The organism is Haloarcula sp. JP-L23 (assembly GCF_011602445.1).
GTDB lineage: Archaea > Halobacteriota > Halobacteria > Halobacteriales > Haloarculaceae > Haloarcula > Haloarcula pellucida.
The window spans coordinates 396,587-422,922 of record NZ_CP050015.1 but is presented as its reverse complement, the minus strand read 5'-3'; the positions used below and the strand labels follow the sequence as shown (position 1 = coordinate 422,922).

The 26,336-nt window shown below is 63.4% G+C and carries 25 protein-coding genes and 3 pseudogenes; 16 read left to right on the top strand and 12 right to left on the bottom strand.

The genetic code is table 11. The features are described from left to right. Positions 1-4: 4 nt before the first annotated feature. From G9465_RS20690 to dapF, 4 genes and pseudogenes are all read left to right on the top strand, one after another. A complete protein-coding gene (locus G9465_RS20690; RefSeq protein ID WP_166973984.1) occupies positions 5-373 on the top strand; it encodes a chorismate mutase in 369 nt (122 codons plus the stop codon). A 183-nt stretch (positions 374-556) separates the two neighbouring features. Then, a pseudogene (locus tag G9465_RS20685) lies at positions 557-2,033 on the top strand (anthranilate synthase component I family protein). Next, on the top strand, positions 2,033-2,629 hold the full coding sequence (locus G9465_RS20680) for an aminodeoxychorismate/anthranilate synthase component II (RefSeq protein WP_166973981.1): 597 nt from the start codon (positions 2,033-2,035) through the stop codon (positions 2,627-2,629). Before G9465_RS20685 ends, G9465_RS20680 begins: the two are co-directional and overlap by 1 nt. 108 nt (positions 2,630-2,737) lie before the next feature. Beyond that, positions 2,738-3,550 carry a diaminopimelate epimerase gene (dapF, locus tag G9465_RS20675; RefSeq protein WP_166973978.1) on the top strand — a complete coding sequence of 271 codons (813 nt, stop codon included), beginning with the start codon at positions 2,738-2,740 and terminating at the stop codon, positions 3,548-3,550. A 116-nt stretch (positions 3,551-3,666) separates the two neighbouring features. On the opposite strand, the gene G9465_RS20670 is transcribed toward dapF, so the two are convergent. Genes G9465_RS20670 through G9465_RS20655 form a run of 4 tightly spaced genes read right to left on the bottom strand, consistent with a single transcriptional unit; the run spans position 3,667 to position 6,039 of the window. Further along, the gene (locus G9465_RS20670) at positions 3,667-4,140 is read right to left on the bottom strand and encodes a hypothetical protein (RefSeq protein ID WP_166973975.1); all 474 of its coding nucleotides are present in this window, start codon (positions 4,138-4,140) and stop codon (positions 3,667-3,669) included. After that, the gene (locus tag G9465_RS20665; protein WP_166973972.1) at positions 4,137-4,694 is read right to left on the bottom strand and encodes an aromatic-ring-hydroxylating dioxygenase subunit beta; all 558 of its coding nucleotides are present in this window, start codon (positions 4,692-4,694) and stop codon (positions 4,137-4,139) included. Before G9465_RS20665 ends, G9465_RS20670 begins: the two co-directional genes overlap by 4 nt. Positions 4,695-4,699: 5 nt before the next feature. After that, positions 4,700-5,203: an SRPBCC family protein gene (locus G9465_RS20660; protein ID WP_166973969.1), complete on the bottom strand. Its 504-nt coding sequence runs from the start codon at positions 5,201-5,203 to the stop codon at positions 4,700-4,702. Beyond that, positions 5,200-6,039, bottom strand: a complete 840-nt coding sequence (locus G9465_RS20655; protein ID WP_166973966.1) for an aromatic ring-hydroxylating dioxygenase subunit alpha — start codon at positions 6,037-6,039, stop codon at positions 5,200-5,202. Before G9465_RS20655 ends, G9465_RS20660 begins: the two co-directional genes overlap by 4 nt. A gap of 171 nt (positions 6,040-6,210) precedes the next feature. Between G9465_RS20655 and G9465_RS20650 the strand changes: the two genes are divergently transcribed. Then, positions 6,211-7,197: a 5-methyltetrahydropteroyltriglutamate--homocysteine methyltransferase gene (locus G9465_RS20650; RefSeq protein ID WP_166973963.1), complete on the top strand. Its 987-nt coding sequence runs from the start codon at positions 6,211-6,213 to the stop codon at positions 7,195-7,197. Beyond that, entirely contained in the window at positions 7,194-8,258 is a 1,065-nt protein-coding gene (locus tag G9465_RS20645; protein ID WP_166973961.1) for a methionine synthase, read from the top strand. Before G9465_RS20650 ends, G9465_RS20645 begins: the two co-directional genes overlap by 4 nt. Before the next feature lie 27 nt (positions 8,259-8,285). On the opposite strand, the gene eis is transcribed toward G9465_RS20645, so the two are convergent. Together eis and G9465_RS20635 are read right to left on the bottom strand one after the other, a co-directional pair. Then, entirely contained in the window at positions 8,286-9,443 is a 1,158-nt protein-coding gene (eis, locus tag G9465_RS20640; RefSeq protein WP_166973958.1) for an enhanced intracellular survival protein Eis, read from the bottom strand. A 119-nt stretch (positions 9,444-9,562) separates the two neighbouring features. Beyond that, positions 9,563-10,789 carry a cytochrome P450 gene (locus tag G9465_RS20635; protein WP_166973955.1) on the bottom strand — a complete coding sequence of 409 codons (1,227 nt, stop codon included), beginning with the start codon at positions 10,787-10,789 and terminating at the stop codon, positions 9,563-9,565. Between the two features lie 184 nt (positions 10,790-10,973). On the opposite strand from G9465_RS20635, the gene G9465_RS20630 reads away from it, so the two are divergent. Beyond that, positions 10,974-12,092 (top strand): mandelate racemase/muconate lactonizing enzyme family protein, encoded by a 1,119-nt coding sequence (locus tag G9465_RS20630; protein ID WP_166973952.1) that lies wholly within the window; start codon positions 10,974-10,976, stop codon positions 12,090-12,092. On the opposite strand, the gene G9465_RS20625 is transcribed toward G9465_RS20630, so the two are convergent. The 3 genes from G9465_RS20625 to G9465_RS20615 are packed head-to-tail and all read right to left on the bottom strand — an operon-like array spanning position 12,082 to position 14,147. After that, on the bottom strand, positions 12,082-12,582 hold the full coding sequence (locus G9465_RS20625) for a GNAT family N-acetyltransferase (RefSeq protein WP_166973950.1): 501 nt from the start codon (positions 12,580-12,582) through the stop codon (positions 12,082-12,084). The genes G9465_RS20630 and G9465_RS20625 overlap by 11 nt on opposite strands. A gap of 40 nt (positions 12,583-12,622) precedes the next feature. Next, on the bottom strand, positions 12,623-13,153 hold the full coding sequence (locus G9465_RS20620) for a GNAT family N-acetyltransferase (RefSeq protein ID WP_166973947.1): 531 nt from the start codon (positions 13,151-13,153) through the stop codon (positions 12,623-12,625). A 19-nt stretch (positions 13,154-13,172) separates the two neighbouring features. After that, entirely contained in the window at positions 13,173-14,147 is a 975-nt protein-coding gene (locus tag G9465_RS20615) for an NADPH:quinone oxidoreductase family protein (protein ID WP_166973944.1), read from the bottom strand. A gap of 212 nt (positions 14,148-14,359) precedes the next feature. Between G9465_RS20615 and G9465_RS20610 the strand changes: the two genes are divergently transcribed. The 6 genes from G9465_RS20610 (at position 14,360) to G9465_RS20585 (ending at position 18,774) form a co-directional block, all read left to right on the top strand. Further along, on the top strand, positions 14,360-14,923 hold the full coding sequence (locus G9465_RS20610) for an OsmC family protein (RefSeq protein WP_166973942.1): 564 nt from the start codon (positions 14,360-14,362) through the stop codon (positions 14,921-14,923). Between the two features lie 237 nt (positions 14,924-15,160). Continuing rightward, on the top strand, positions 15,161-15,409 hold the full coding sequence (locus tag G9465_RS20605; protein ID WP_166973939.1) for an acyl carrier protein: 249 nt from the start codon (positions 15,161-15,163) through the stop codon (positions 15,407-15,409). Positions 15,410-15,412: 3 nt separating this feature from the next. After that, positions 15,413-16,618 carry a beta-ketoacyl synthase gene (locus tag G9465_RS20600; RefSeq protein WP_166973936.1) on the top strand — a complete coding sequence of 402 codons (1,206 nt, stop codon included), beginning with the start codon at positions 15,413-15,415 and terminating at the stop codon, positions 16,616-16,618. After that, a complete protein-coding gene (locus tag G9465_RS20595) occupies positions 16,615-17,055 on the top strand; it encodes a holo-ACP synthase (RefSeq protein WP_166973933.1) in 441 nt (146 codons plus the stop codon). The genes G9465_RS20600 and G9465_RS20595 overlap by 4 nt, the downstream gene beginning before the upstream one ends. After that, positions 17,048-18,022, top strand: a complete 975-nt coding sequence (locus G9465_RS20590; protein WP_166973930.1) for an ACP S-malonyltransferase — start codon at positions 17,048-17,050, stop codon at positions 18,020-18,022. Before G9465_RS20595 ends, G9465_RS20590 begins: the two co-directional genes overlap by 8 nt. Before the next feature lie 5 nt (positions 18,023-18,027). Then, positions 18,028-18,774, top strand: a complete 747-nt coding sequence (locus G9465_RS20585; RefSeq protein WP_166974294.1) for an SDR family NAD(P)-dependent oxidoreductase — start codon at positions 18,028-18,030, stop codon at positions 18,772-18,774. Here G9465_RS20585 and G9465_RS20580 read toward each other — a convergent pair. Then, a complete protein-coding gene (locus G9465_RS20580) occupies positions 18,771-20,186 on the bottom strand; it encodes an aldehyde dehydrogenase family protein (protein WP_166973927.1) in 1,416 nt (471 codons plus the stop codon). The two genes, G9465_RS20585 and G9465_RS20580, sit on opposite strands and share 4 nt — an antisense overlap. 175 nt (positions 20,187-20,361) lie before the next feature. On the opposite strand from G9465_RS20580, the gene G9465_RS20575 reads away from it, so the two are divergent. The 3 genes from G9465_RS20575 (at position 20,362) to G9465_RS20565 (ending at position 24,695) form a co-directional block, all read left to right on the top strand. After that, positions 20,362-20,850 carry a universal stress protein gene (locus G9465_RS20575; protein WP_166973924.1) on the top strand — a complete coding sequence of 163 codons (489 nt, stop codon included), beginning with the start codon at positions 20,362-20,364 and terminating at the stop codon, positions 20,848-20,850. 802 nt (positions 20,851-21,652) lie between these two features. Next, complete coding sequence (locus G9465_RS20570; RefSeq protein WP_166973921.1) at positions 21,653-23,473, top strand: asparagine synthase-related protein; 1,821 nt, start codon at positions 21,653-21,655, stop codon at positions 23,471-23,473. Between the two features lie 121 nt (positions 23,474-23,594). Then, positions 23,595-24,695 (top strand): Gfo/Idh/MocA family protein, encoded by a 1,101-nt coding sequence (locus tag G9465_RS20565; RefSeq protein ID WP_166973918.1) that lies wholly within the window; start codon positions 23,595-23,597, stop codon positions 24,693-24,695. 115 nt (positions 24,696-24,810) lie between these two features. Here the strand turns inward: G9465_RS20565 and G9465_RS25795 are convergent. Together G9465_RS25795 and nirK are read right to left on the bottom strand one after the other, a co-directional pair. After that, positions 24,811-25,134, bottom strand: a pseudogene (locus tag G9465_RS25795) (halocyanin domain-containing protein); the annotation flags it as partial. A gap of 60 nt (positions 25,135-25,194) precedes the next feature. Then, positions 25,195-26,229, bottom strand: a pseudogene (nirK, locus tag G9465_RS20560) (copper-containing nitrite reductase); the annotation flags it as partial. Positions 26,230-26,336 lie beyond the last annotated feature (107 nt).

Sequence of the window (26,336 nt, the reverse complement as noted above, 5' to 3'; positions counted from 1 at the left end):
GACGATGGAGCGAAACCACACGAAGGGCGTCGATGTACCGCCCCAAACCGACGACCCAACCGAAACGGACCTCGAACAGGTTCGAGCGAGTATCGCAGACATCGACCGGCAGATAACCGAGTTACTCGAGATGCGAACGAAACTGGCAAAACGGGCCGGGGAGCTGAAACTCCAGTCCGACGACCACGACTTCGTCGACGAAGCGCAATCTGACAGGGTCGTCGAGCGCGCCCGGGAGTACGCCGTCGACCGCGATGTCGACGAGAACGTCGTCTCGGCAGCGTTCAGGCTGTTCGTCCATATGGGAATGACCGCCGAGTGGAGAGACCGGACCGCCCGGGATACAACTGGCGACGCCCCGGACCGTCTCTAGGGTCGACCCGGAGAGGGACAGCCCAGAACAGTGCCAGTGGATACCGAGATGCGACGAGAAGGTACCCGAGGGAGCGCCAGCGGGACAGCGGCACATTATTTTAATTTTTATAGGATAAAACTTAAGTTAAAGCTGATACTGTATAAAACCACTAAATGAAACTGTCCTGGGGTGTGCCGACCAATGCAACCTGAGTCGACCGTGACCACGACACAGAGTGAGTTCACGTCGGTCGCATCGACGCTCTCGGAACCGGCCCGGATTCCCATCGAAGCAACCACGGTGGTCGCTGACCCGTTCACCGCCTACAAGCGCATCAGAGGCGATACGAACGGGGTATATCTGGAGACGACGGGTGGACAGGCGGGCCACGGGTACTTCGGTGTCGAACCGGCGTACATCGTCGATGGCTCCGAGGGCGAGGGCGACAGCTTCGACCAACTAGAGGATATCGTAGACGACGAGCGCCTCGTCCGGGGAACTGTACGGTTCCGTATCCGTGTGGCGCGTTCGGGTGGCTGTCCTACGACATCGCCAGAGAACTGGAGGACCTACCGAACACGACCGACGACCAGCGGGAGTTACCCGGTTACAGTTCGGCGTGTTCGACTGCATCGCTTCTTGGCAGGAGCCCACCGACGAGGGACGGACGGAACTCGTCGTCACCTGTTGTCCGACCGTCGCCCCCGAAGCGGACTTCGAAGCGGTCTACGAGGCCGGCCGCAAGCGACTCCGCACACACGTCGAAGCGATACAGGAGGGAACTAAAACGGTGCCGGAGCCGCCGGTCGACAGCGACATCACGTTCACCAACGAGACCGGGAAAGCGGAGTACGTCGACCGGATAGAGACCGTCAAGGAGTACATCCGCGACGGTGATACGTTCCAGGCGAACATCTCACAGCGGCTCACTTCCGACGCCGGCGTCCACCCGGTCGCGGTGTTCGACGCGCTCAGGGACGTCAATCCTGCCCCATACTCCGGACTGCTTGAGTTCCCCGGAATCGACATCATCTCCGCGAGCCCGGAACTGTTGTTACACTGTGACGGTGACCGCCTCGTGACAGAGCCCATCGCGGGGACCCGTCCCCGAGGGGACGACCAGACACACGACGAGGCGCTCGAATCGGAGTTGCTCGAAAGCGAGAAAGAACACGCCGAACACGCGATGCTAGTCGACCTCGAACGGAACGACCTCGGGAAGGTCTCCGAGTACGGGTCTGTCGAGGTGACCGACTACCGGCGCATCGACCGCTACTCCGAGGTGATGCACACCGTCTCGGTCGTCGAGGGGACCCGTCGGGACGATAAGTCTATTCCCGACTCGATAGCGGCGGTGTTTCCCGGGGGCACCATCACCGGCGCGCCGAAGCCCCGGACGATGGAGATAATCGACGAGGTGGAGACGACACGCCGTGGCCCGTACACCGGGAGCATCGGCGTCCTCGGGTTCGACGAGCGAGCCACGTTCAACATGACGATACGGACGCTGGTCCGGCGAGCCGAAAAGTACTATCTGCGGGTCGGGGCCGGCATCGTCGACGACTCGGACCCCGAAGCGGAGTTCTACGAGACACTCGACAAGGGCCGAGCACTGGTCACGGCCGTTGGCGAGGCACTGGACTGTGAGAGCGACTTCACCGTCGAGGTGACTGACTGATGATTCTCGTCATCGACAACTACGACTCCTTCGCGTACAATCTGGTCCAGTACGTCGGCGAGTACACCGCCGACATCGACGTCCGGCGGAACGACCAGATAACCGTCGACGAGATAGTGGAGTTAGACCCCGATGGCATCGTCGTCTCACCGGGGCCGGGCACACCGCAGGATGCGGGGGTCTCCATCCCGGTGTTCGAACAGACCGAGATTCCGACGCTGGGAATCTGTCTGGGCCATCAGGCACTGTGTGCCGCCGAAGGGGCGACTGTGGGTCACGCACCGGAGGTCGTCCACGGGAAGTCCTCGACGATACGCCACGACGGCCGAGGGATCTACGAAGCGGTGTCGAACCCGTTGCGAGTCGGCCGGTACCACTCGCTGGCCGTCGACCCGGAGACGCTCCCGGAGTGCATCGAGGTCACCGGGAGCGCCGAGGAGGGCGACCACGGCGACGTCGTAATGAGCGTCAGGCACACGCGGAAACCCCACATCGGCATCCAGTACCACCCAGAGAGCATCCTCACCGACGCCGGGAAGACGCTGGTCAAGACCTTCTGCCGGAAGTCACTGCGTAATCCCGTCGGCCCACTGTAGGGGTCTGTGCCGGCCCGTCGAGGCCCGATAGCGGGCCCCACCCCGCCGTGAGACGGACGAATCTCGCTGCACCGCCAGATTTTAAGTTCTGACGTATTACTTTAATATATGGATGCTGTGAAAAAATACGACGCGCTCGGAAACGACTTCTTCGTCCTGTCCGCAGCAGAGACGACCGACTCGCCGTCGGCGTTGGCACGGGAGTGGTGTGACTCCGACTCCGGGCTGACGGTCCGCGGCGGCGAGACTGGGGCCGACGGTCTGCTCCGCGTCGAATCGCTTTCGGAGCGGACACTCGAGATGGAGCTTTTCGAACCGGACGGCTCCACGTCGCCGATGTGTGGCAACGGCGTCAGATGCGTGGCGAAGTGGGCACACAACGTACGGGGGCACACTGACGTGACCGTCGAGACGGAGGCGCGGACCTGCGCGGCGACCATCGACGCAGACGGCGGCGTGACGGTGGAACTTGACTCACCGAGCTACGTCGACGGCGTCGACGAGGCCGGTCTCCGCGAGACGCTGTCGGTCGAGACGGTACTTGGCGACGTCTCGCTCGTCGACTCCGGTGTCTATCACCTCCTCGTTCAGGTCGGGGACGTCGCCAAAGAGGACCTCGAAGCGCTGACCGAGCAGGTCCGGCGGACCGTCGAACCGCCCCAGCGGATCAACGTGACGCTGTGGGCGCCGGCGGCCGGCGGCGTCGACCAGCGAACCTACGAGGTCGGCGTCGAGGACGAGACCGACGCCTGTGGGACCGGCGCGCTGGCCATCGGGTACCACACCGATCGGACGGGCGTCGCCGACGGAACGGTCTCCGTCCACCCGCCGGGCGGCGAACTACAGGTTGCGGTGCGGGCCGACAATGCGGTTCTCAGCGGACCCGCAGAGGAGGTCGGACAGGTCGATGTCCCGCTGTAGCGGCCCCTAAGCGACGTGTGAGGGGCTGGGCTGGATGGAGAACACCCCGTGGACGGGGCGCGTCGGCCGGGGTTATTCGAAGGCCGACTGCATGGCACCGATGTTCTCCTCGAGTGTCACGGGGTCCTCAAGGAGAGCTGTGAACGCGTACGTGTCTTCGAGGAAGGCGAGGTCGAAGACGTGCCGAGGGGCAGGACCACGCTGTGACCGGTGGGCGGTGACGTTATTCGGAGCCCGTCAGCCGCCGAAGTGAGGACGGCCTCCGAGTACTCGTTGACGATGCGGATGGTGTCTTCGGCCATCGACAGCGTCGGCTCCGCGTCGGTCCCGGGACCCTCTATCTGGGGGCGGAGCGCCTCGATGGGGTCTGTGGCTTCGTCTTGGTCGGTGAGGCTCTCGAGCGCAATGGCGTCGAGCGACACTGACTGGTCGAAGGCCGGGACCGACACCGACGCGCGCTTACCGCGGCGTGTCACCAGCCGCGAGACGGTGACTGTCGGGGCGTCGGTGTGGGGGCCGCCGTCGGTCACCAGACCGCGGTCGTCGGTACGACGCTGCTGTTCGATGGGGGCTGTTCGGTCGCTGGTCATAGCAGGGGGAGCGTGAGGTTACGGCTCGGGACGATCGTGTGGTCGATGAACACGTCCCGATCAGCGAGTGCGAACCCCTCGTCAGTCTCCCGAAGGCGGCTCCGGCGGCGGGCCGAAATCGTGTCGGACTCGCCGTCGGTCCCGCGCTCGCGGTAGACGACCTGGTTGTTGAACACCTCGACGGTGTCCGCCGCGACCTCGCCCAACTGGACGTTGCCGATGGTGTGGCGGACGCGCGAGCGGGGGTTTTCCGCCCAGGCGTACTCCTTCTCCAGACGGGCCACACGCTCGAGGAGGTCCCGGTGGCCGACCACGAGGTGGTGGTTCGAATCGCTGTACTCCGGTCGGTCCGACCCCGCATCGCGGGCCACGCGGACCGGAACGCGGATCTCGACGTCTTCCGTGAGGTGGTCGGCCCACCGTTCGAGTTCGAACTGATCAAGTAAGTTCGCCTCGCGAAGCAGGAATTCTCGGACCTCGAAGAACCGCTGCATCCGTTCGGGGGTCCACTCGTCGCCGGTCTCGTCCAACTGGGGCTGTGTGCCTGATTGCATGGGAGTCACCGTTGCTCGCTCATGAACTCGTGCCAGGAGTTGAACAGGGTCCGGGCGTACACCTCATCGAGGTACGGGCCGGCCCGGATGACCTCCCCGGGGCCGTGGGAGCCGTCGGTGATCGGCACGGCGTCGCTTTCCTCGAGGCCGCCGCTGATGTCGGCACGGACGTCCCGTTCGATGGCGGTGGCGCTGTTGGAGCTCTCGGAGATGCCGCTCCAGACCTCCGTGTCGTCTGCTTCGAGCACGCCACCCGGCGAGAGGCTCTGGTAGCCGGCCTTCGCCCGTTCGAGGAACTCCTCGTCGTCTTCGAGTTCCTTCGGGACGAGCAGCCAGCTAACGATTTCGGATTCGCCGGGGCCGACGGGCCGCCAGAGACGAATGCTGGCCCACGGCCCGCCGATGGGGTTGAACCCGTGCCAGATGGAGGTGTTCGGGAAGATAGTCCCCGTGATGAACATCGACTTGCTGAACATCTCCCGCTGGCGCTCCGAGAGGTCCGAGTTCATGTGGTCTTCGATCTTCTCGGGTAGTCCATGTAGATCGGCTCCTCGTCGAAGAGGTAGTACTCCCCGGCGTGCGTATCGGTCATCACCGAGTACGACTGGGAGAGTGGGCCGGCGGCGTCGAACCGCTCCCAAATCGAGGAGGAGTACTCCAATTCGAAACTGGACCCGTGCGTGTGCGCGAGGTGGTAGGAGTCACCGGCGAAGTTCTCGCCGGGGACCTTCCAGTCGACCTCCGCTCGCACGCGTCGCGGTTCGCCGACGACGGTCAGCCCCTCCTCGGTGGGGTCGAGTGCGATGTCGAGGTACCACTTGAACTCTTCTAGGTACTCGTCGAGGCTCGGACCGTCCTCGACGACGCGCGCGAAGACGAATCCCTTGTACGTCTCGACCTCGGCCTCGACGAGGCTGGCTGCCTCCTTATCGAGTCCGTCGTACCGTTCGTCTTCGTAGGGGACGACCGTCAACTCGCCGTCGTTCCGGTAGGTCCAACCGTGATATGGGCATTGGAAGTGGGACGTGTTGCCCTGCTCGGCCCGGACGAACTGTGCACCGCGGTGACAGCAGCTATCGTAGAAGGCGTGGAGTTCGCCCTCCTCGTCGCGGACGAAGATGTAGGGGTCTTCACCGATGTATCGTCGCGCGTAGTCGCCCGGCTCCTCAAGTTCCGACTCGTGGCCGATGAAATTCCACGTTTTTGCGAAGATGCGCTGGAGTTCACGCTCGTAGATTCCGTCGTCGTTGAAGATACGCATGGGATGTTTCCCGTCGTCTAACGCCTCTCCTGTCTGTTCGATGAGCGCCTCGGCACGTTCTGCTCGGTTTCCTGCCTTCGACATTCGGTTCAGACATAACATCAAAGACATAAATTTATTACTATACTATATGCAATATATCGCCGCCGGTCGGCGGAACCCGGTTTCACGAGGAGACGGACTCCGATCAGTCTCGCAAAATCGTTAATACGAACAGTAAGTATTATAACTACGAATGATTAAAATATAGGTCACATGGTAGAATACGAATCCGCGGCTACGGGATTGCTACCACTCCCGGACTGGGCCAAAGAAGAGCTCAGCGAACTGAAGGGCCATCAGAAACAGGACCTGCTCACGGGGAAGGCGAACGACGACGTAGAGGACGCCTACGACCGTGCCAGGGCCGACGTGCTGGCGACCCAGACCGAAGCCGGGCTGGACCTCGTGACCGAGGGGCAACTCAGGTGGGACGATATGCTCTCACACGTCCTCTCGGTCAACGATAACGTCGATACCAGAGGTATCGTCCGCTACTACGACAACAACAACTTTTATCGAGAGCCCGTGGTGACGGGTGCGCTCGAACCGACCGGCGACGTGGCTCGGGACCTCGAACGGGCCGCTGACACGACCGACGGTACTCTCAGCGGCGTCCTGCCGGGTCCGTATTCGCTCACGGAACTGGCGACCGACGAGTTCTACGGCGGGGACCGGTTCCTCGAGGCGCTGGCGACGTACCTCGCGGGAGAAGCCACGGAGTGTCCCGATCTCGACACGCTGTTCCTCCTCGAACCGTCGCTGGCCGTACACGACACCGAGGAACCCGCCCGCGTCCGCGAGGCCATCGACACCGTCGCCGACGCCGTCGACGCGTCGGTGCTCGTCAACACCTACTGGGGGACTATTCCCGAAAACGTGTACGGACACCTGCTCGACGCCGCCATCGAAGGCGTGGGCTATGACCTCGTCACCTCGCGTATCGGATCGATGTCACTCGCGGACGAGTACGGCACCCCCGAATCGGTCGTACTCGGCGTCGTGAACGGGCAGAACACGATCCTAGAGGACGCCACAGACGTGCGACTCGACATCGACGAGTTCGTAGACCGGGCCGGCGCGACGCTGGAACAGGTGTACGCGGCCCCCAACACCGAACTGTTCTATCTCCCGACGAACCGCTGTGAGGCCAAACTGGAGACGTTGGCACGGGCCGTCGACTCCGTGGAGGTGTCCGCATGACGTCTCTGAGAGACCAGTTCCGGCCGGCGGACCACCCGAACGACCACTTCCTGATGACGACTATCGTCGGGGCCTATCCGAAACCAAAGTGGCACGACCGTGCCCGCGAGATGTACGAGAATCCCGACACGGATTTCGGCGATTCCGAGTGGCAGGAAGCGAAAAACGACGCCGCACGACTCATCACGGACGAACACGAGCGGGCCGGTATCGACGTCGTTACCGACGGCGAGATGCGACGCAACGAGATGGTCGAGTACTTCGCCGAACGCATCGACGGCTACGAGTTCAACGGCCTCGTCAAGGTCTGGGGTCACAACTACTTCAACAAACCCAGCGTCCGGACGGAGGTCGAATACGACGATACGTGGCTCGTCGAGGAGTACGAGTTCACCAGTTCGGTGGCGGATCGACCGGTGAAAGTCCCCATCACCGGTCCGTACACGCTCGCGAAGTGGTGCTTCAACGAGGTCTACGAGGACGACGCGACACTGGCCTTCGAAGTGGCAGAACTGGTCAACGACGAGATCCAAAAGCTCGTCGACGCGGGCGCTCGCTACATCCAGATCGACGAGGCCGCGCTGGCGACGACGCCCGACGACTACGCCATCGTCGAGGAGTGTCTGGAGCGGATCGTAAGCGACCTCCCGGATGACGTCTACGTCGGTCTACACGTCTGTTACGGTGATTACTCGCGTATCTACCCAGAGATGCTGGAGTTCCCCGTCGACGAGTTCGACCTCGAACTGGTCAACGGGAACTACGAGCAACTGGACGTGTTCAAAGACCCGGCGTTCACCAAGAACATCGGCTTCGGCGTCGTCGACGCCCACCGGACCGAGGTCGAGTCCGTCGAAGAGATCAAGGCGAATATCAAGCGCGGGCTAGAGGTCGTCCCGCCAGAGCAACTGACGATAAGCCCGGACTGCGGGGTGAAACTGCTCCCGCGTGCGGCCGCCTACCAGAAGATGGCGAACATGGTCGAGGCCGCCCGAGAGGTCGAGGCCGAACTGGACGAGGGCATCGTCGACGTCGCGCGGTCCTCGGCCAGCGCCGACTGATCGCGAACGTCCGATATACAGCCTGCGTCAGAACCGGTCGGGACAGAACAGCGACCGCTGGGGGTATAGCGTCGCCAGCGTCTCGACCACGCCGTCAGTGTGGGCCTGGAAGGTCCCGGTCAGCATGGCCCGCTCGACGCCGCCATAGCCCACGAACAGCTGCGTGAAGGTACCGATGTCCAGTCGGACGTCGGGCCGCTTGGTGCTCTCGGTGACCGTCGCGTCTCCATCGCGCACGGTCACCTCGAAGGTCCCGTCGTTCCACGTGGCCACGTCGTCCTCGACGGCGACGGTGAGCGTCGCGTCGGTCGTCCCGTAGTCGAGTCGCTCCACGGCCGTTGGGAACTCCAGCACGCGACCGACCGGCCCAAGGACTACCTCGTAGTCGACGGCGGCAGGGTCCGAGAGCAGTGCCAGCAGTTCGACGTCTGTCGGGAGCGTGACGTGGAAGGACGTCGCCTGGGACGCGTGGCGGCGGATGTAGTTCAGCAGGTCGATCCAGGCACATTCGGAGGCGAAGGCAACGTCGTCGACGACGAACGTGTGGTCTACGATACGGTAGACCAGATACCCCACCGGGTCGGTCGCACCGAGGACTACGGCGTGGGTCTCCTCGCTCTCGAACAGCCCCGCAGTCCACCACTCGGCAGTCCGATCAGGGGTGAAATCGTAGTCGGCAATGAACGTACGGTACACCGTATCGAGTTGCTCGTAGTCCGTCTCCGAGACCAGTTCCAGCTCGCGCTCTATCGGCCGGGCCGGCAGCGAGGAGATGGGGCCGTCGACGCGGGCAAAGCGGGCGAGCGTGGCAGAGTGGTACTGCCGATAGAACTCCCTGTCGAAGGGCCACCCGGCCGCGAGGACGATTCCTCGGTCGCGAAACTCGCGGTAGGTCTCCCGGAGCATCGTCTCTGTCAGCCCCCGTTCGCGTTCGGTCGGGTCGACGGCTACGAGCGACCCGACGGTGTCTAGCCACTGCTCACGGACCTTGAGGTCGAATCGCTCGTGGCCGATGGCGGCCCGCATCTCGTCGTCGAACAGCCCCCACTTCTCCATCATGTCGACCCGTGTAGAGTAGTGTTCGGGTCCGTCGAGATACTCCAGTACGGGGGGCATAGAGTACTCGATGAGTTCTTTGAACGTCGATTCTTCGTGCGGATCGAGTTGTCTGTATTCGAGATCCATAGCGTGTGGTGAGTGTACGACCGAACGGGGACAGTCTCCTGCTCTCGGACACTCTGTGTGGCGGTGTCGGTAAACGAGGCAGTGTCGAAGTGGTCGGTCGGAGCGTCAGGCGGCGAAGGTCACGTCCGCTGTTCGAACGCGATGGGGAGAGACGTGGTGCCATAGAGGAAGGCGCTGTCGACGGGTTCGAGCTGGTCGTGCGTCAGTTGGATGGACTCGAAGCGTCCCAGCAGCTTTTTCAGGGAGACCTTCGCCTCGAGGCGAGCGAGCGATGCCCCCTGGCAGAAGTGGATGCCGTGACCGAACGCGAGGTGGTTGTTCGGTGAGCGGTCGAGGTTGAACGTCTCCGGGTCCTCGAACTGCGCCTCGTCCCGGTTGGCAGATCCGAGCCAGGTGATGACGAACTCTCCCGGTTCGATGGTGTGGCCGTTCACCTCGGCTTTGCTAGTGGCCACGCGGGTCAGCGCCTGTGAGGGCGACCGGTACCTGAGGACCTCCTCGATAGCCGCATCGAGTAGCTCGTCGTCGTTCCGGAGTTGCTCGATGAGACCCTTCTCCTTGAAGGTGCGCAGCGAGTTCCCGATGAGGTTCGTCGTCGTGATGTTGCCCGCGATGAGCAGGATCATGCAGTACCCCACGGCGTCCTCATCAGCGAGGTACTCGCCGTCGGGTTGGGCGGTAGCGATGACCGACACCAGATCCTTCGAGGGGTCCGCTCGCCGCTCCTCGATGAGGTCGAGGAAGAACGCCCGCATATCCGTGAGCGCGTCCCGCTGGGCTTTTAGCACGGCCTCCGGGTCGTCGGCGGACCCGGCGTCGGCAAGCAGCAAGTCCGACCACTCCTTGAACTGATCGCTGTCGGACGGCGGGATGCCGAGGAGTTGCGCGATGACCGTCACCGGAAGCGGATACGCGAGGTCCTCGATGACGTCCATCTCGCCGTCGTCGGCGACGGCGTCGAGGAGTTCGTCCGTGTGGGCCTCTATCTGTGGTGTGAGTTTCTGAATCACGCCGGGGAGGAACTCGTCGTCGGCGACGCCCCGTAGCGCCGTGTGTTTCGGCGGGTCCATTCGGAGGACGCTGTTACGGATGGGCGACCCCTCCTCCGGGGCCGGGAAATCGAAGGCTGCCGCCTGCGTGAGGTCCGAGGTGAACGTCTCGTGGTCTTCGAGGATTTCCTTCGTCTCGTCGTACGTGAAGACGTCCCAGACCTGCCGTTCGGGGTCGAACCGTACGGGGTTCTCGGCGCGTTGCTCTCGGTACCAGTCTGATGGGTCGAGCCAGGCCCGGTCGGTCTGCAGCGGTTCCGGCATCGGGATGTACTCTCGTTGGTTCGCTGTCGCCATGTTGTACACCTCGTATGGAGAACGATGTCCTAATAATAATTCCGATGGGTACTATAAAAAATAAAAGCTGTGTATTGAATACTAATCCCGGCCGGGTACGTCCGTAGACGAATCTATAGGGGGTGCGTAGCCACCCTATTTTCGTTTCGAATAGTATTAATATTATTTCTTCTTCGCGTATCGTATGGAGATAACCGACGTGCGGACGGTAAAACTCGGTGCCGAGATGGAGCGGCCGATTCAGAACGCGCGGGCGACCATGGAAGTCCGTGCGAGCGCGTTCGTCCTCGTCAAGACGGACGTGGGACTGACAGGCATCGGCGAGGGGTACGGTCCGAATCCGGCCGTGGTCGAAACGGTCGTCGAAGAGATACTTCGCCCGGTGTTGCTCGGCGAAGATCCGCTGGATATCGAGCATCTCTGGCAGCGAATGGTCACCGACGGCGGCTACTTCGACCAGAAGGGCCACGTGATCGCCGCCATCAGCGGCGTCGACTTGGCACTGTGGGACCTCGCGGGAAAGTATCACGACGCGCCGGTGTACGAACTCCTCGGCGGGGCGACACGGGACGACCCGAGCGTGCGAGCCTACGCCAACGACCTCTACTGGGACGACCCCGAGACAATGGCCGACCGGGTGGCCGAGTACGCCGACCGAGGGTTCCAGGGTGTCAAGATCCACATCGGTCGGAGTCGCGAAGCGGACAAACGCCGGGTGCGGGCAATCACCGACCGTGTCGAGGAGTGTGCGCTGATGGTCGACGCCAACTGCGGCTACGACGAGGCCGAGGCCGTACAGGTCGGTGATATGCTCGAATCGTACGACGTACACTGGTACGAGGAACCCGTCCGCCCCCACGCCCACGATGCCTACAGTGCGCTCGCCGCTGAACTACGGGTCCCGATAGCCGGCGGGGAAAACGAGTACACGAAGTGGGGCTTCAGGCAGTTGCTCCAGCCCACGCCGGTTGACCAGTTACTACCCAACGTCACTCGATGTGGGGGGTTGACCGAAGCCCGCAAGATCGTCGCCCTCGCGGAGACGTTCGGTGTCGGTGTTTCGCCACACTCCTTCTCGACGGGCGTCAACCTGGCTGCGTCGTTGCACCTGCTGGGCTGTTCGCCGGCCTGCGAGTGGATCGAATGGGACGTGACTCCGTATCCACTCATCGACGAACTGCTGGTGAGTGACGTCGACGTCGACGCCGACGGATACGTGGCCCCGCCGTCAGATCCGGGCCTGGGGGTCGAGCTTCCCGACCGGGTTCTCGACCGCTATGACTTGTCGTCGGTCAGTTCGTAGTCGGTACGTCGCTGGGACTCCGGGACTGACTCTCGGTGTCGTCGTCCGGGCCGTCGTCGAGGACCATCCGATTGAACGCCTCCGTCTCCCCGTCGACCTCGATCGTCATCGGGTGGCGTTCGAAACCGCATTTCTCGTAGAACGGAACCAACCCGTCACGGGCTATCAGCGTTATCTGTGTGACGTCTTCGAGCGGTGGGTGGTCTGTGACCGCTTCGACGACGGCCCGCCCGACACCCGTCCCGCGGTACTCCTCGTGGACGATGACATCGTAGATGACGCCGTAGTAGCAGTAATCGGTGAGTACACGCGCCGAGGCGACGACCTCGTCGCTCCCGGGGTCCAGTGCGTAGAGGTGTTCGTCGCTGTGTTCGATCGCGGTCTCGACCTGCTCTCGGTCCCGGTCTGCCCATGATGCGTACGTTCCGTAGCATTCCGTGACGCCTCGGACGACGTCGTCAGTGACACCCGATTTTATTTTGAGTTCCATAGAGAAAAATTATAGTGAGATAAGTTAAGATTTGTGTCAGTCACGCGCTGTCCCACTCGGACGAGAGGAGGCCGTAGATGAGCAGGTCCCGGTACTCGCCGTCTGTGTAGTGGTACTCGCGGAGACGCCCCTCCTCTCGGAAGTCGAACCGCTCGACGACTCGCCGGGAAGGGCCGTTCGCCGCGAAGATTCTGGCGATGACCTTGTGCAGTCGCTGGTCACCGAACGCGAACTGCAGGCAGCGGTCGACGGCTTCGGTGGCGTAGCCCTGTCCCTGGGCCTCCGGTACGAGCCAGTAGCCGAGTTCCGCGTGGCCGCTCCGGGGCGCGATGTCGAAGAGGTAGACGAGGCCCAGAGGCGTCTCCGGGTCGTCGTCCGAACACACGAGCAGGTGCATCGTCTCGTCGGCCTCGACCCATTCGGTGATTCCGTCCCTCGAGAGCGCCTCGTTGATGGGCATCCGTCGCCACACGTGCGGGTTGTTCCAGTTCGATCGGACGAACTCGTAGTCGCCCTCGTCGACGAGCCTGTACGTCAACCGCTCGCTGTGACAGAATACGGGTCCTGGCATCGGTACGTACTCCGGGTATTCAGGGGATGAGAAGCAGCTTCCCAGTACTCTCGCGGTTCTGGAGGGCGCTGTGGGCAGTCCCGGCTTCCGAGAGGGGGTACCGGTCGCCGACGTGGACCGACGCATCGCCGGACTCGAACAACGAGTGCAGTTTGGGGACGGCCTCTTTGACCCGTTCGGGTTGGGTCTCGAGTGCGTGTCCGAGGTGGTATCCCAGTACCGATTGGTTCTCGAAGAGCAATCGAGGGAGCGAGACCGACGGCACAGTCCCGCTTGCCATGCCGTAAGAGACGATGCGGCCGCAGGGTGCGAGGGCATCGAGCGCCTCGTAGAACGCTTCACCGCCGACCCCGTCGAGGACGAGATCGATCCCTTCCCCGTCCGTGAGTCCCGCTAGTTGATCGGCGACGCTGGCCTCGGTGTAATCGATGGTGTCGTCGGCGCCCAGTGAGGCGGCCAGGTCACGTTTCTCCGCCGTACTCGCCGTCCCGATCACTGTCACGTCTGACCGGGCGGAGGCTATCTGGACCGCCGCCGTGCCGACACCTCCCGCGGCGGCGTTGACGAGGACGTTCTCGCCGGCCTCCAGACCGCCCCACTCGACGAGCGCGTTGTGGGCGGTGAGAAACTGGACCGGCATCCCCGCGGCGGCCGGCGTGGAGACGGCATCCGGGACCTCGAAAACGGTCTCTTCGCGAGCCAGCACGCGCTCCGCGTAGCCGCCACCGTCGACGAAGGCCGCGACCGTATCGCCCGTCTCGGCGGACGTCTCGGGGCCCGTCGCAACGACGCGCCCGCTGACCTCGATACCCGGGGTGTAGGGTGGCCGCGGGCCGTCCGGGTATCGTCCGCGCCGCTTCTCGATGTCGGCGAAGTTCAGGCCGGCAGCGGCGACGTCGATACATACTTGCCCTCGGTCTGGAGTCGGCGTTTCCCTCTCGACGAGTTCCAGGACCTCCGGTGCTCCGTGTGCCTGCGCTTGGATAGTACGCATAGTGGCGAGACCCCTTTCAAATGACTATCCTATAAAATTTATTCTACTATCGTCTGATACTGAAAGTTCTTTATTCAGAATGGTTGGTGAAATTGAGGCATTCCCTCGATAAGTACGGCTGCGTATCTCTCACGGGAAGGAATGCAAATGAACATCATACGTCAATATATCTTAATGCTCGTATCTGCCGTTTGGACCATTGGCGATTCGAAATGGCAACCACCGAAGAACGGATAGTCAATGGTGTCAACGTCTCGGGACTTGAGGATGCGGTCGAAGCGATCAGTGACGATCCCGATGTTGGGATGTTCACGTTCCGGGCCGAAACAGAGTGGGAGAACGCGCTCAAGTCCGTGACGACGATCGACGAGTTCGACCAATCGGGGGAGACGATTCACACTCGGGAGTTCACGCTTCAGGGCGATGAACCCGAGCAGATCCTTGGCGAGCGCACCGGGCCGAATGCTGTCGAACTTCTGCTCGGCGCGCTCGGATCGTGCCTGAGCGTCGGTTACGCGGCGAACGCCGCGCATATGGGCATCGAACTCGACGATCTTCGATTCGAGATGGAAGGTGACGTCGATCTCAGAGGGTTCCTCGGCATCTCCGAGGACGTCCGTCCCGGCTACGAGTCGATCACCTGCACGGTCTACGTGAACGCCGACGCGACCGAGAAGGAACTCGCCGAACTCCGCGAGCGCGTCGAGGCGACCTCGCCACTGGTGGACGCGATCACGAACGAAGTCCCGCTCGAAACCCACATGGTCGTAGAATAACGCCGATCGGTTCTTTGCGGTGTTTTTCTGTTCGCTCCGGCAGATTCATGAACTGTACGAAACGTGAGTTACACAGCGTTTTCTGAATAAAGAAAACGTGCGACTATCTACTGCTATAGGAATCAGTATACATGAGGGGGACGTCTCCTGGAACCCACCCATAGGCTCGGTGGGTGCCCGAACATCAGTTTATTGCATACCAAAAACCTTTAATTAGTATACAGTGTCACGGAATATATGCAGTCGACCGCAGCAGACCAAGTCGAATCGATAATCTCGAACCGTCTGCACGTCGAGGAATCTGGCTTCGACGACGAGACCGTGATTACCGGAGAGAAACTGGACGCGGAGTCGCTCGACATCGTCGAGATCGCCGAGGCCATCGACGGCGAACTCGGGGTGTACCTCACCGTCGACGACATCGAGGAGATGCAGACGGTGGGTGACCTCAAGTCGTTCGTCGCGTCGGAACTCGAGGGGAACTAAGCGATGGCGGGGGATGTCGTCGTAACGGGCTTGGGTGCCGTCACGCCACTCGGGACGACGGCCGACGAAAGTTGGGACGCCCTTATGGCCGCAGAGAGCGGTGCCGGTCCGATAACGCGATTCGACCCCGCCGACGCGAACTGTCGGTCTCACATCGCCTGCGAGGCGACGCTACCTGACGAGACACCGGTCGAGTCGGACCGAGTCGGCCGGTACGCGGAACTCGCGGTCACGGCTGCCGACGAGGCCATCGCGGATGCAGGTTTCGACCCTGCGGACCCCGACTGGGTGTCAGCGCAGGTCGGAACGAGCGTCGCGTCTAGTATCGGCGGACTCCCAGAGGTCGAGGACACCATCGAAGACCGCGTCTCACCCCGGTTCGTCGTCAGGTACCTCTCGAATCTCGCGTCGAGTCAGGTGAGTATCGTCTTCGGCGCGGAGGGACCAAACCGGGCCGCGTCGACGGCGTGTGCGGCCGGCGTCCATGCGATGGGAGATGCCATGCGGGAGGTCCGGCGTGGCACGGCCGACGTGATGCTCGCCGGGGGGAGTGAGTCGATACTCAGCCCCCACGGCGTCCGCGGGTTCGACGCGATGCGTGCGCTCAGCACGCGAAACGACCAGCCCGAACGCGCGAGTCGCCCATTCGATGTCGACCGCGACGGGTTCGTGATAGCCGAGGGGGCAGCCGTCCTCGTCCTCGAATCGCGTGCGCACGCCGAGAGCCGTGGCGTGACGCCCATCGCCGCCGTCGAGGGGGCCGGCCGGAGCGCCGACGGCGTCCACCCCACGCGACCGCCGGACGACGCCGACGGTCTCGTCCGCTGTATCGAGCGGGCGCTGACCGACGCCGACGTAGAGCCCGACGCGGTCGACCACGTCAATGCCCACGCGACCAGCACCCCTCGGGGAGACCAGCACGAGGCGACGGCACTGAACAGGGTCTTCGACGAGTGTCCGCCGGTGACGGGGACCAAAAGCCTCACCGGACACACCTTAGGTGCTAGCGGTGCCATCGAGAGCGTGTTCACGGTACAGACACTCCGCGACGGGCGGCTCCCCCCGACGGCGAATCACGAGACGCCCGATCCGGACTGTGACGTCCCCGTCGTCACAGAACCGCAGACGGCCGACGTCGACGTCGCGCTCAACGTCGCGGCTGGGTTCGGAGGGACGAACGGGGCCGTCGTCTTCACCGAGGCCAGATGACCGACGCCAACCCTGTGACGCCGTTCGTCAGCAGCGGACTGGACGTCGTCGCTATCGACCGGTTCGAGTCACTCCGTGCGGAGTTCGGCGAGTCGCTTACGCGTCGTCTCTTTACCGACGCCGAGCGCGCCTACTGCGAGGGGACCCGAGTCCCGTCCGAACACTACGCCGCCCGCTGGGCGGCCAAAGAGTCGTTCCGCAAGGCTCTCTCGGCACCCGCAGAGATGCCCCCCTTCGACGAAGTGGCAGTCGAACGGACCGGCGACGGGCCAGAATTACGGCTCGGCGAGAGTGCGGCGACGGCGCTCGCGGACTCGCTACGGGCCAACTCGGTGGCCCCAGAACGGGCAAGCGTCAGCGTCAGCCTGAGTCACGACCGCGCGTCCGGCATCGCCAGCGCGCACGTAACCGTGCTGGGACTCCAGAGAGATGCTTGAGGAAATCCAATCACACGACATCACGGGCGCAAAGCACGAAGAAGGCCCCACGACCGCCGTCCTGTTTCCGGGTCAGGGAAGCCAGCAACCCGGGATGGGCCGGGCATTCTACGACGCGTGGCCGACCACACGCGAGTGGTTCGAGACCCTGTCGGACGCCGTCGACGTCGACGTCACCGACCTGTGTTTCGACGGCGACGCGGCGACGCTCTCGACGACGGAGTACACACAGCCGTGCGTGTACACTGTGAGTGTCGCCACGTTCGCGGGGCTGGCCAGTCGCTACGGGGTCGTCCCCGACTACGTCGCTGGCCACAGCCTCGGACACGTCGGTGCGCTCACGAGCGCCGGCTGTCTCGACCCGGCGGAGGGAGTCGAACTCGTCCGCAAACGCGGGCAGCATATGCAGCGGGCCGCCGAACGCGGCGGCGACGGCGTGATGCTGGCGGTCATCTGCCGGGACCCCGCCGTGGTCGAGCGCGCCTGTGACCGCATAGAGGGCGTGAGTCTCGCCGCCCGGAACACGGACAGCCAGACGGTCGTATCCGGTCCCGCCGCGTCGGTCGAGCAGGTACGGGACCGCATCGCCGACAACGCACGGGCTCGGTTCGCCGAACTCGACGTGGGGGCCGCGTTCCACTCGGCGGCGATGGAGCCCGCCGCGACGGCCTTCGACGAGGATCTAGCTGCGATGACGTTCCAGACAACCGCCGTTCCTGTCGTCTCGGACGTCTCCGGCGAGGTGTACGGCGGGGGCGAGCGTGCCGTCGACGAACTCGGCACGCAAGTCGTCGAGACCGTCGACTGGCGTGCCGTCGTCGAGACGCTCAGGGACCGGGGAGTCGAACGGTTCGTCGAGGTACCCCCCGCCGGCACTCTCTCGCGGTTCGTCGACACACTCTGTCCGGACCTCGAAACGATACCGCTGGAGTCGCCCGCGGACGCGGCGGAGGTGTTCACGGCGTGACGTCGATGGCCGACGAGGTGGTCATCGTCACCGGCGGGACACGTGGTATCGGCAGGGCGACGGCCGAGGCGTTCGCCGACCGACAGGCGACGGTCGTCGCGACGTACCACAGCGACGAGACGGCGGCGGCCGAGACGCGGGCCGCGCTGGCCGAGCGCGCCGACCACGACGACGTCGGCACCCGTCAGTTCGATGTCGGCGATCACGAGGCGGTCACAGACGCCATCGCCGACGTTGCCGACGAGTACGGCCAGCCGACGGTACTCGTCAACAACGCCGGGATCATGTCCAACGGTCTGCTCGTCCGGATGGACCCAGAGCAGTGGGAGCAGGTAATGCGGACGAACGTGACTGGGACGTTCAACTGCACGCGAGCGGTGGCCCGCCGGATGCTCAGGGGCGACGGAGGGCGTATCGTCAACGTCGCCTCCGTCGCCGCACAGCAGGGCTGGGCCGGCCAATCCAACTACGCTGCGAGCAAGGCCGCAATCGTCGGGTTCACGCGTTCTATCGCGAGCGAACTCGGGGGGAAGTGTATCCGGGTGAACGCCGTCGCGCCGGGGTACACACGGACGGATATGTACGAGGAGGAGCTCTCGGACGCCACAGCGGAGGTCGTGGCCACAGAGACCGCCACGGGCGAACCGGCCTCCCCAGAGGACGTCGCCGAGGCGATCCTGTTTCTCGCGAGCGAGCGGTCGTCGTACGTCCACGGCGAGGTCCTCAGAGTCGACGACGGCCTCGTCGGCTAGCCGTCGAACGGCGTGTCTGTCTCGCCGACAGCGTACTCCTCGAACACTGACTCTGGCTCACAGTCCCGCTCGGTGGTCGACCTCGCGATGGTCGTCACGTCGAGGAAGGTACGGTAGGTCAGGTTGCCATCGGACTGGTTACCGGCCCAGCTCCCCCCGCCCAGCGAGAGGGTGAACGGCAGGCGGTTGTGCTTGCCGCCGGCCAGTGCGATGCTCGGCTGGTTGACGATGAGACGGCCGACCGGGAGTCGTTCGGCGGCGGCCCGTATGTGGTCGTCCCGGGTCGTGTAGACGCCACAGGAGTGACCCCGTCCCTCGTAGGCTAAAATCGCATCCGTGACGTCCAGTCCCGTCTCGAAGTCGGGGACGACCGTCGTGGTCAGAACTGGCGAAAGCGTCTCCCCGAACAGTGAGTGGGGAACCGAGAGGTCATCACCGTCGACGACCAGTAGGTCGGTCCCAGCGGATACCGAGAACCCGGCGGCGTCGGCGATGGCCGCCGCGTCGGACCCGACTAAGTCGCGGTTGACAGAACCGTTCTCGTCGAACAGACACGCTGTGACCGCATCGCGCTCGGCCTTCGAACAGCGGTGGGCACCGGTCTCCTCGAGGGCCGTCAGTACGTCCTCCGCGACCGCCCGGTGTAAGACGGCCGTGTTGGCATTGACACAGGTCGCTCCGTGGTCCAGAGTAGCGCTGGTCGCTATCTCGGTGGCCGTCGTGGCGACTTCGACAGACTGGTCGACGACGGTGACGACGTTGCCTACGGCCACGGCGTGGTTGGGGGTCCCGGACTGCTGGACGATATCAACGACGCTCTGTGAGGCCGTCGCCTGTGCGAAGTCGACTGCCGCGGCGAGTGCCACGACGTTGTCCCGCGTCGCGCGGTCGGAGACGACCTGTACCAGGTCGCGCGGCGCGTCGGCGCGTGCGAGTTCCGCACGGATGAGCGAGACCGCGTGCTGGCAGGCGTCTCTGGTCCCGGGCGCTGGCGAGAAGACGACGGCGTTGCGCCCCTTCACCGCGAGCATCGCCAGATGGGGGATGGTGGCAACCGGGTTCGTCGCCGGGAGGAACGCCCCGATGACGCCGACGGGCTTTGCGATGTCGACGAGCCCTTCGCGCTGGCGGATGGTCCCGACCGAGGGCGCACCGCGCATATCCTCCAAGGCGCCGACTATCTGTCGCTTCGTCTTGAATACCTTGTCGTCGACGTTGCCGACGCCGGTCCGCGCAACCGCCTTCGCTGCCACGTCGCGGGCGGCGCCCTCACGGTACAGTGCCCACCCGACTGCTCGGGTCAGTTCGTCAACGCGGGACTGTCCCACGGTGTCGATTGTTGCCTGTGCGTTGCGTACACGTTCGACCTGCGTTGCGATGGTTTCCTTCGATTCCGATTCGGAGCCAGTCACTGTAACCGCCTTCTCCGCAGTTCATTTTAACACTTTCTAATAGAAATATATGTCGTCCGGCCCGTTCTGAACGAACGATACGGCGACCCGCGCCAACATCTATTTTAAATAATTACTATGATAGTAGTAAATAGAAGGGAGGATATTTACAGCTACAGATCGTTGCGTCTAACAAATGAGTGTAGACACCAGAAGCCCGAGTGTTCGGCCACTCGATACCGTGGTGCTCGCCGTCGGTAACCGCGATGACACTCGTGTTACTGCGCTTATCGAGACAGTGTGTGAGATCGCGTCCCCGGAGAACACGCGAGTCATCATCGCCCACGTGTTCGATGCACATTCCTACAAGGAAGTCGTCGAACAGATGTTGGACACGCCCACAGCGGAGATCAAACCCGACGAGTTGGCTGCACGGATGGCGATCACACAGGAAATAACGGACCAATTCGAACAGCGTGCAATCGAGTGTGAACCACGTGCCACGACCGGAACCAGCGGTGAAGGGGTCGTCTCGATCGCCAAGGACGTCGATGCCGACCGAGTGGTCATCGGTGGGCGGCAGCGCTCTCCGGCGGGGAAGGCTATCTTCGGGAGTACCGCACAGGAAGTGATGTTGAACGCACCGTGTCCAGTGACGTTCGTTCGTGACCGTCCAGACGAATGACTGCGACAGGCAGTACCACATCGTCCCAGTCAGCAGCACGCAGCGTGGTGTGGTGGGAGCACGGACAAACCGCATCGCAACGCATCGACTGGGACTGACCGCTCCGGGACACGTATCACAACAGTTTCGATACGGGACGTCCTCCGAGGCAATGGTGACCGTCTCGTCTACATCGTCTCGACCTCGGCTGGACTGAACGGATCGTCGTTCGGGTTCGGAGGCCGTCGACGTCGTCGTGTGTCGGCCATCTTTGACAATCTGGTGGCATTTCAACCGTACCTCTGTTAGTGTTGGACGTTCCGAGCGTCAATTGCGTCGTCCCGAGACGGGACTGGGTGCGTTCCCTCGCTACTGCTACATCCACGGCAAACCCACTATCTGCCCCGGTCACCGCATTCAGACGAGTCGATGGCGTTCCCACACCGGCCCTCTGTCCGAGAATACAGCCGCCGCCGGCGCCTAGAGTCGGTTATTTGACATACTGTGAAACTTCCCCCAGTGCGGCAGTCAGCATGGAAACCGCCGGTCGGGTTCTCGCACCGAGTACGCCGCAGTCTGTCTCGACGGTATCGGCGACGAGTTCTTTCGAGACGGTCTGATAGAAGGAGTCGTCTCGTTCCGTCCCAGCGCGCTCGACCGACTGGTTCGTTTCGTAAGACCGACCGGGGCCCGCGCTGTTGGAGCAATCCACCGTCGCTTCGCAAACTCGCCGAGTTAGACGGCTCCTACGTCCGTTTCTTTCACTGTGGGACGACTTCGAATACGCCGAATAACAATCGTGGCACTTCGTCACACCACGGCTATGGTTGGCATCGTCGTCGCCGGCGTGCCCACTGCAACCGCCGAATCGCTCGTCGAATCGCTCCATCAGGAACCGTGGTACGAGGTCGAAACTGTCACCGCAGGGGACACCGAACTGGGACTGGTCCACCACGGGGCGAAAGACCCCGAAGGTCACACAGTCTTGCGAGCGGACGGTCGAGCGGGCGTCGTCCACGGTGTCGTCTCGAACCGAGCGGCCCTCGGGTACGGGACCGATCAGGCCCTGCTCAGCGCGCTCTTAGAGCGACCACGCGAGGTTCTGCCCGAATTGAACGGGCCGTTCCTGTTGGCCTGTGTCGACGTCGACGGGCGCGTGCTGGTCGCCAGCGACCTGCTGTGCTCGCGGCCCTGTTTCTACGCCGAGACGGATGACGGACTGGTGGTGGCCTCGCAAGTCGGGGCCGTCGCCGACCACCTCGATACCCTCTCTGTGGACCCGCGTGCGGTCGGTGACATGCTCTCCTTTGGCGGCGTTCTCGGCGAGAAGACGCTGCTAGAAGAAGTGTCGGCGCTCCGCCCGGCGACCCTGCTGACGGACGACGGGACGGTCACGACCGAGCGGTACTGGCGACCGGACTACGGGACGAAACCCGTCGAGGGGTACGTCGAGGAGACCATCGAGCGGTACCGCGAGGCGGTCGGCAACGTGGCCGACACGCTGGTGGGTGACGTGAGCCTGTGGCTCTCGGGCGGCCTGGACAGCCGGACGCTGGCGGCGGCACTAGCCGAGCAGGACATCGAGTTCGACACGTTGACGTATGACAGCAACCCACGGGACGGGAGCAACGTCAAAATCGCCCGACAAGTTGCGGATCATCTGGACGCGGACACCGAGCGGGTCGTCTTCGAACCCGGCGACTTCGCAAAGCAGGTCAAACGCGGTATCAGGGTCACCAGTGGGCTCAAGCCATGGACGGTGTATCTCCACCCCGACTACATCATGGACCGACTCCACGACAGGACCGACATCGTGATGGAGGCGGCCCCGCAGGGAGAACTGTTCGGCGAGCAACCCTGGCTCTACCACTTGACTGGCGTCGACTCGGCCTTCGAGGGCATCAGGCGTCTCGGTGGAAGTGTCGAGCGAGACACCATCAGGAACCTCGTGGCCGGCGACGCCGACCCGCACGACACTATCGAAACCGAACTCACCGAGAGTGAAGGGGACTCGCAAACCGAGACCGTGATGGACGTGTGGTACCGCAACTTCTGTTCGAACACGCACTTCCGGTCGAGCGAACTCTACCGGAGTCAGGTCGGGATGCGACTCCCCTGGATCGACCGGTCGCTGTTAGACCACCTGGCGAAGATGCCGCACAGACAGTTCCGAATCGGGTACGTGCCGGGTACGAACGGACGCATCCCGCGTTCGATGGCACCGTTGAAACAGGACGTCATCAACGAGATGGACCCCGGACAGGCCGGCATTCCCTACGAGCGGACGCGCCTGCCACTGACCCGCCCGATGTGGCAACACGACGCCACGTTCGTCGCTAAGCGCGTCGGCTGGAAACTACTGGGCGATGGTCGTCCCGAGGGACACTTCGGGGTCTGGTACCGGGAGAACGATGAGGTCCGACAGATCATCGACGGCTGGATAGACGACGCCTGCGACCGAGACTTGTTCGACGAGACCACACTCCGGAGACTTCAGCGAGAACACAAGCAGGGGCAGGCCAGTCACCTGCACGCGCTCTCGGTGGTGACGACCGTCGAGTGTTGGCTTCAGGAGTACGCCGACACCGTCGGCATCGCCGATATCGCCGACGCGGAGGCAGCCACCCCGCGTGCCACGGACTGACGCCGAAGCGGCGTAAACTGCTCGACCCGGTTGCTGGCCGCCAGAGAGCGGTGTCGTCGGCGCCTGTCAGGGCGGAGTTGGCGCTCTATAACAATGGGGACACCGACGAACACCGGAGACGATGACGCTCCGGACAGCAGTGGTCGGCGGCGGTGTCGTGTCCGAAACGCACCTCGATGGAATCGTCGCCTGTCCGCAGACAGCGCTGGTCGCGGTCTGTGACATCGAGGAACAGCGGGCCCGTGCGATGGCGGCCGACAACGACGCGGCCGTCTACACCGACTACGAGCGGATGCTGGACGAGGCCGACGTCGAGTGGGTCCACCTGTGTACGCCGGTCCAGACCCACCTCGAACTCGCGCTCGGGGCCGTCGAGCGCGGGATTCCCGTGTTAATCGAGAAGCCGATCACGGAGACCGTCGACGAGTACGAGCGCCTGGCGAGTGCGGCCCGCGAGTACGACGTGCGCGTGAGCGCGGTCCACAACCACAACCTGACGCCCGTAATGCGGGAACTGACCCGGCGGGTCGAACGCGGCGACGTCGGTCAGGTCCGGGCCGTCGACCACATCCACACCGGAGACACCCCGCCGGACGCGGTCATGCGCGGCGAGTGGGCCTTCGAACTGCTGGGCGGCGAGTTCGAGGAGGGACTCCCGCACCCGCTTTACATCCTCCTGCGTGCCGGTGGCTACCCTCGCGACGAGTCAGCGATACAGGTCCAGACCAGTTGCCACCGCGAGTACGACCGCGATTTCGGCTACGATACCGTCCAGTTGCAATACGTCAGTCAGGACGACGTGCAGTGCAGCGCGACCCTCATGGGCGGGGGCATCCCGAACAAGGTGGTCTACGTCCACGGCGAGGAGGGGACGCTCGTCGCCGACATCGTCTCACAGACGCTCGTCTCGCTAGACCGGAACTACAGCGGCTCGTCGGTAGGGCGGGCGCTGAACAACCTCGACCGCGCGGGCGACCGCGTGTGGGGAACCGTCCAGAACGCCCGTGCCGTCGCCGAGCGGGCAGCTTTCGGCGAGTGGCCGATCCAAAAGGAGCTGAACGAACACTACTACCAGTTCGACGAGGAGGCCAGCGCCATCCTGAACGACGACCCGATGCCGATTCCGCTGACCGAGGCCGGGTGGACGATGCGACTGCTCGAATCCATCCGCGATGCGGCCACTGAGGGAACGGCCGTCGCTACCCCGACCCCGGAGGATTGAGTCGGTTCACACTCGCCCGGAGTAACTTGTCCGTGAGTTAGAGAAGAAGGTGTTGCTAGATACAGAGGATGCGTTCAGCAACGCATTATCTATAGCTGGACGCAGTATCGTTCATTCACGAAACGATGATAGCGCCTTTCATTCCGAGTGCTTCGTGCGGTGTGCAGACGTATTTGTATATCCCCTCGTTTCTGAACGTGTATTCGAACGTGTAGCCAGCCTCTTGAGTGAGTTCGCTTTCGAAGGTACCGTCGTTCGCGGAGACATCGTGAGCACCCCCTTCCCCGGTCCACTCCCAGACGACTGTCGTTCCTCGTGACACCTCTATGGCCGCCGGTTCGAACGCGAAGAACCCACGGTTCCCCTGTGCGCCGACAAACACCTTCGGACGATTCTCCCCTGTCTCGTCGATGACGCCGGTGTAATTGCCCACGTCGTCGAACCACCCGGCGAAATCGTCGGTGCCGCCCCCGTAATCAACGTCGTCGTTCTCGCCGCCATCGTAGATGTCCGGCCGTTCCTCGCCCTCCGCCTGAATCACCCCGAGAGCCCCGCGTTTCGTCGCACGCGACGCCGCGTGGTCAACGAGTCGGATCGGACCGGGGACCGGCGTATCGATCTCCGCGGCGGCCACGGAACCCGGTGGGACGGCGGTCGTCTCCACGAATTGCCCTGGCGCCGAGAGCAGATCGCCGTCGCGGTAGAGCCGGGACCAGACGTTGCCGATGGCGTGCCAAGAGCTCACCAGGTTTGGCCCGCCATTGGCGAAGTAGATCCTGATCCGTTCGTCGGTGTCGACCTGAATCGGTCCGTAGTTGTCGTCGGTGAATGCGTACGGCTTGCCGTTGAAGACGACGTAGGTCGGCTCCTCGCGCTTCATCGCCTCGAAGTCGAACGCGGCGTAGCCACTCTGCTCGTGTGCCTCCTGGGTATAGATCTCGTGCTGTCCGAAGTAGAGCTCGCGGTCGACCGACGGGAGCCCACCTTCGGGCTCGACGAGTATCGCCCCGAACATCCCGGAGCTGATGTGGAGATCGAAGTTCGGGACCGCACAGTGGTAGATGTGGACGCCGGGATACATCGCCGTGAACGCAAACTCGGCCGTCTCGCCTGGCGCGACAGTGGTGTCTTCGGCCCGCCGCCCGGACCGTACACGGCGTGGAAGTCGATATTGTGAGGGTGGTTACTGTCGGCGGGATTCGAAAGCTGGAACCGTACCCTATCGCCCCGACGAACCCGGACCATTGGCCGGGAACCTGCCCGTCGAAGGTCATGTAGTCGAACGCAGTACCGGACGCGAGCTCGGCCGTGAACTCCGGGTCTCCATCGAGATCTCGTGCTCGCGCGGCTGGTTCCAATCGACCGGAGGTGGAACGTCCGTCGGATCGGCAGCGATACGGTCCACGTCGAGAGAGGGCGGGGGACCTTGGTCCGGCTGCTGAGCACCCGGAGCTTCACATCCAGCGAGAGATGCGAGGCCTGCTATGCCAGCCACTTTCATCAACTCGCGCCGATTGAGATTGGGTGGGGTCATGCCCTTACCTTATAGGATTGCTGATACATATACGCTAGGTTGAACTGTGTTATTCCGTTAAAATGAACCCTGAATCAGCCGTTAGAACGGGCGTGCGCACATATCAC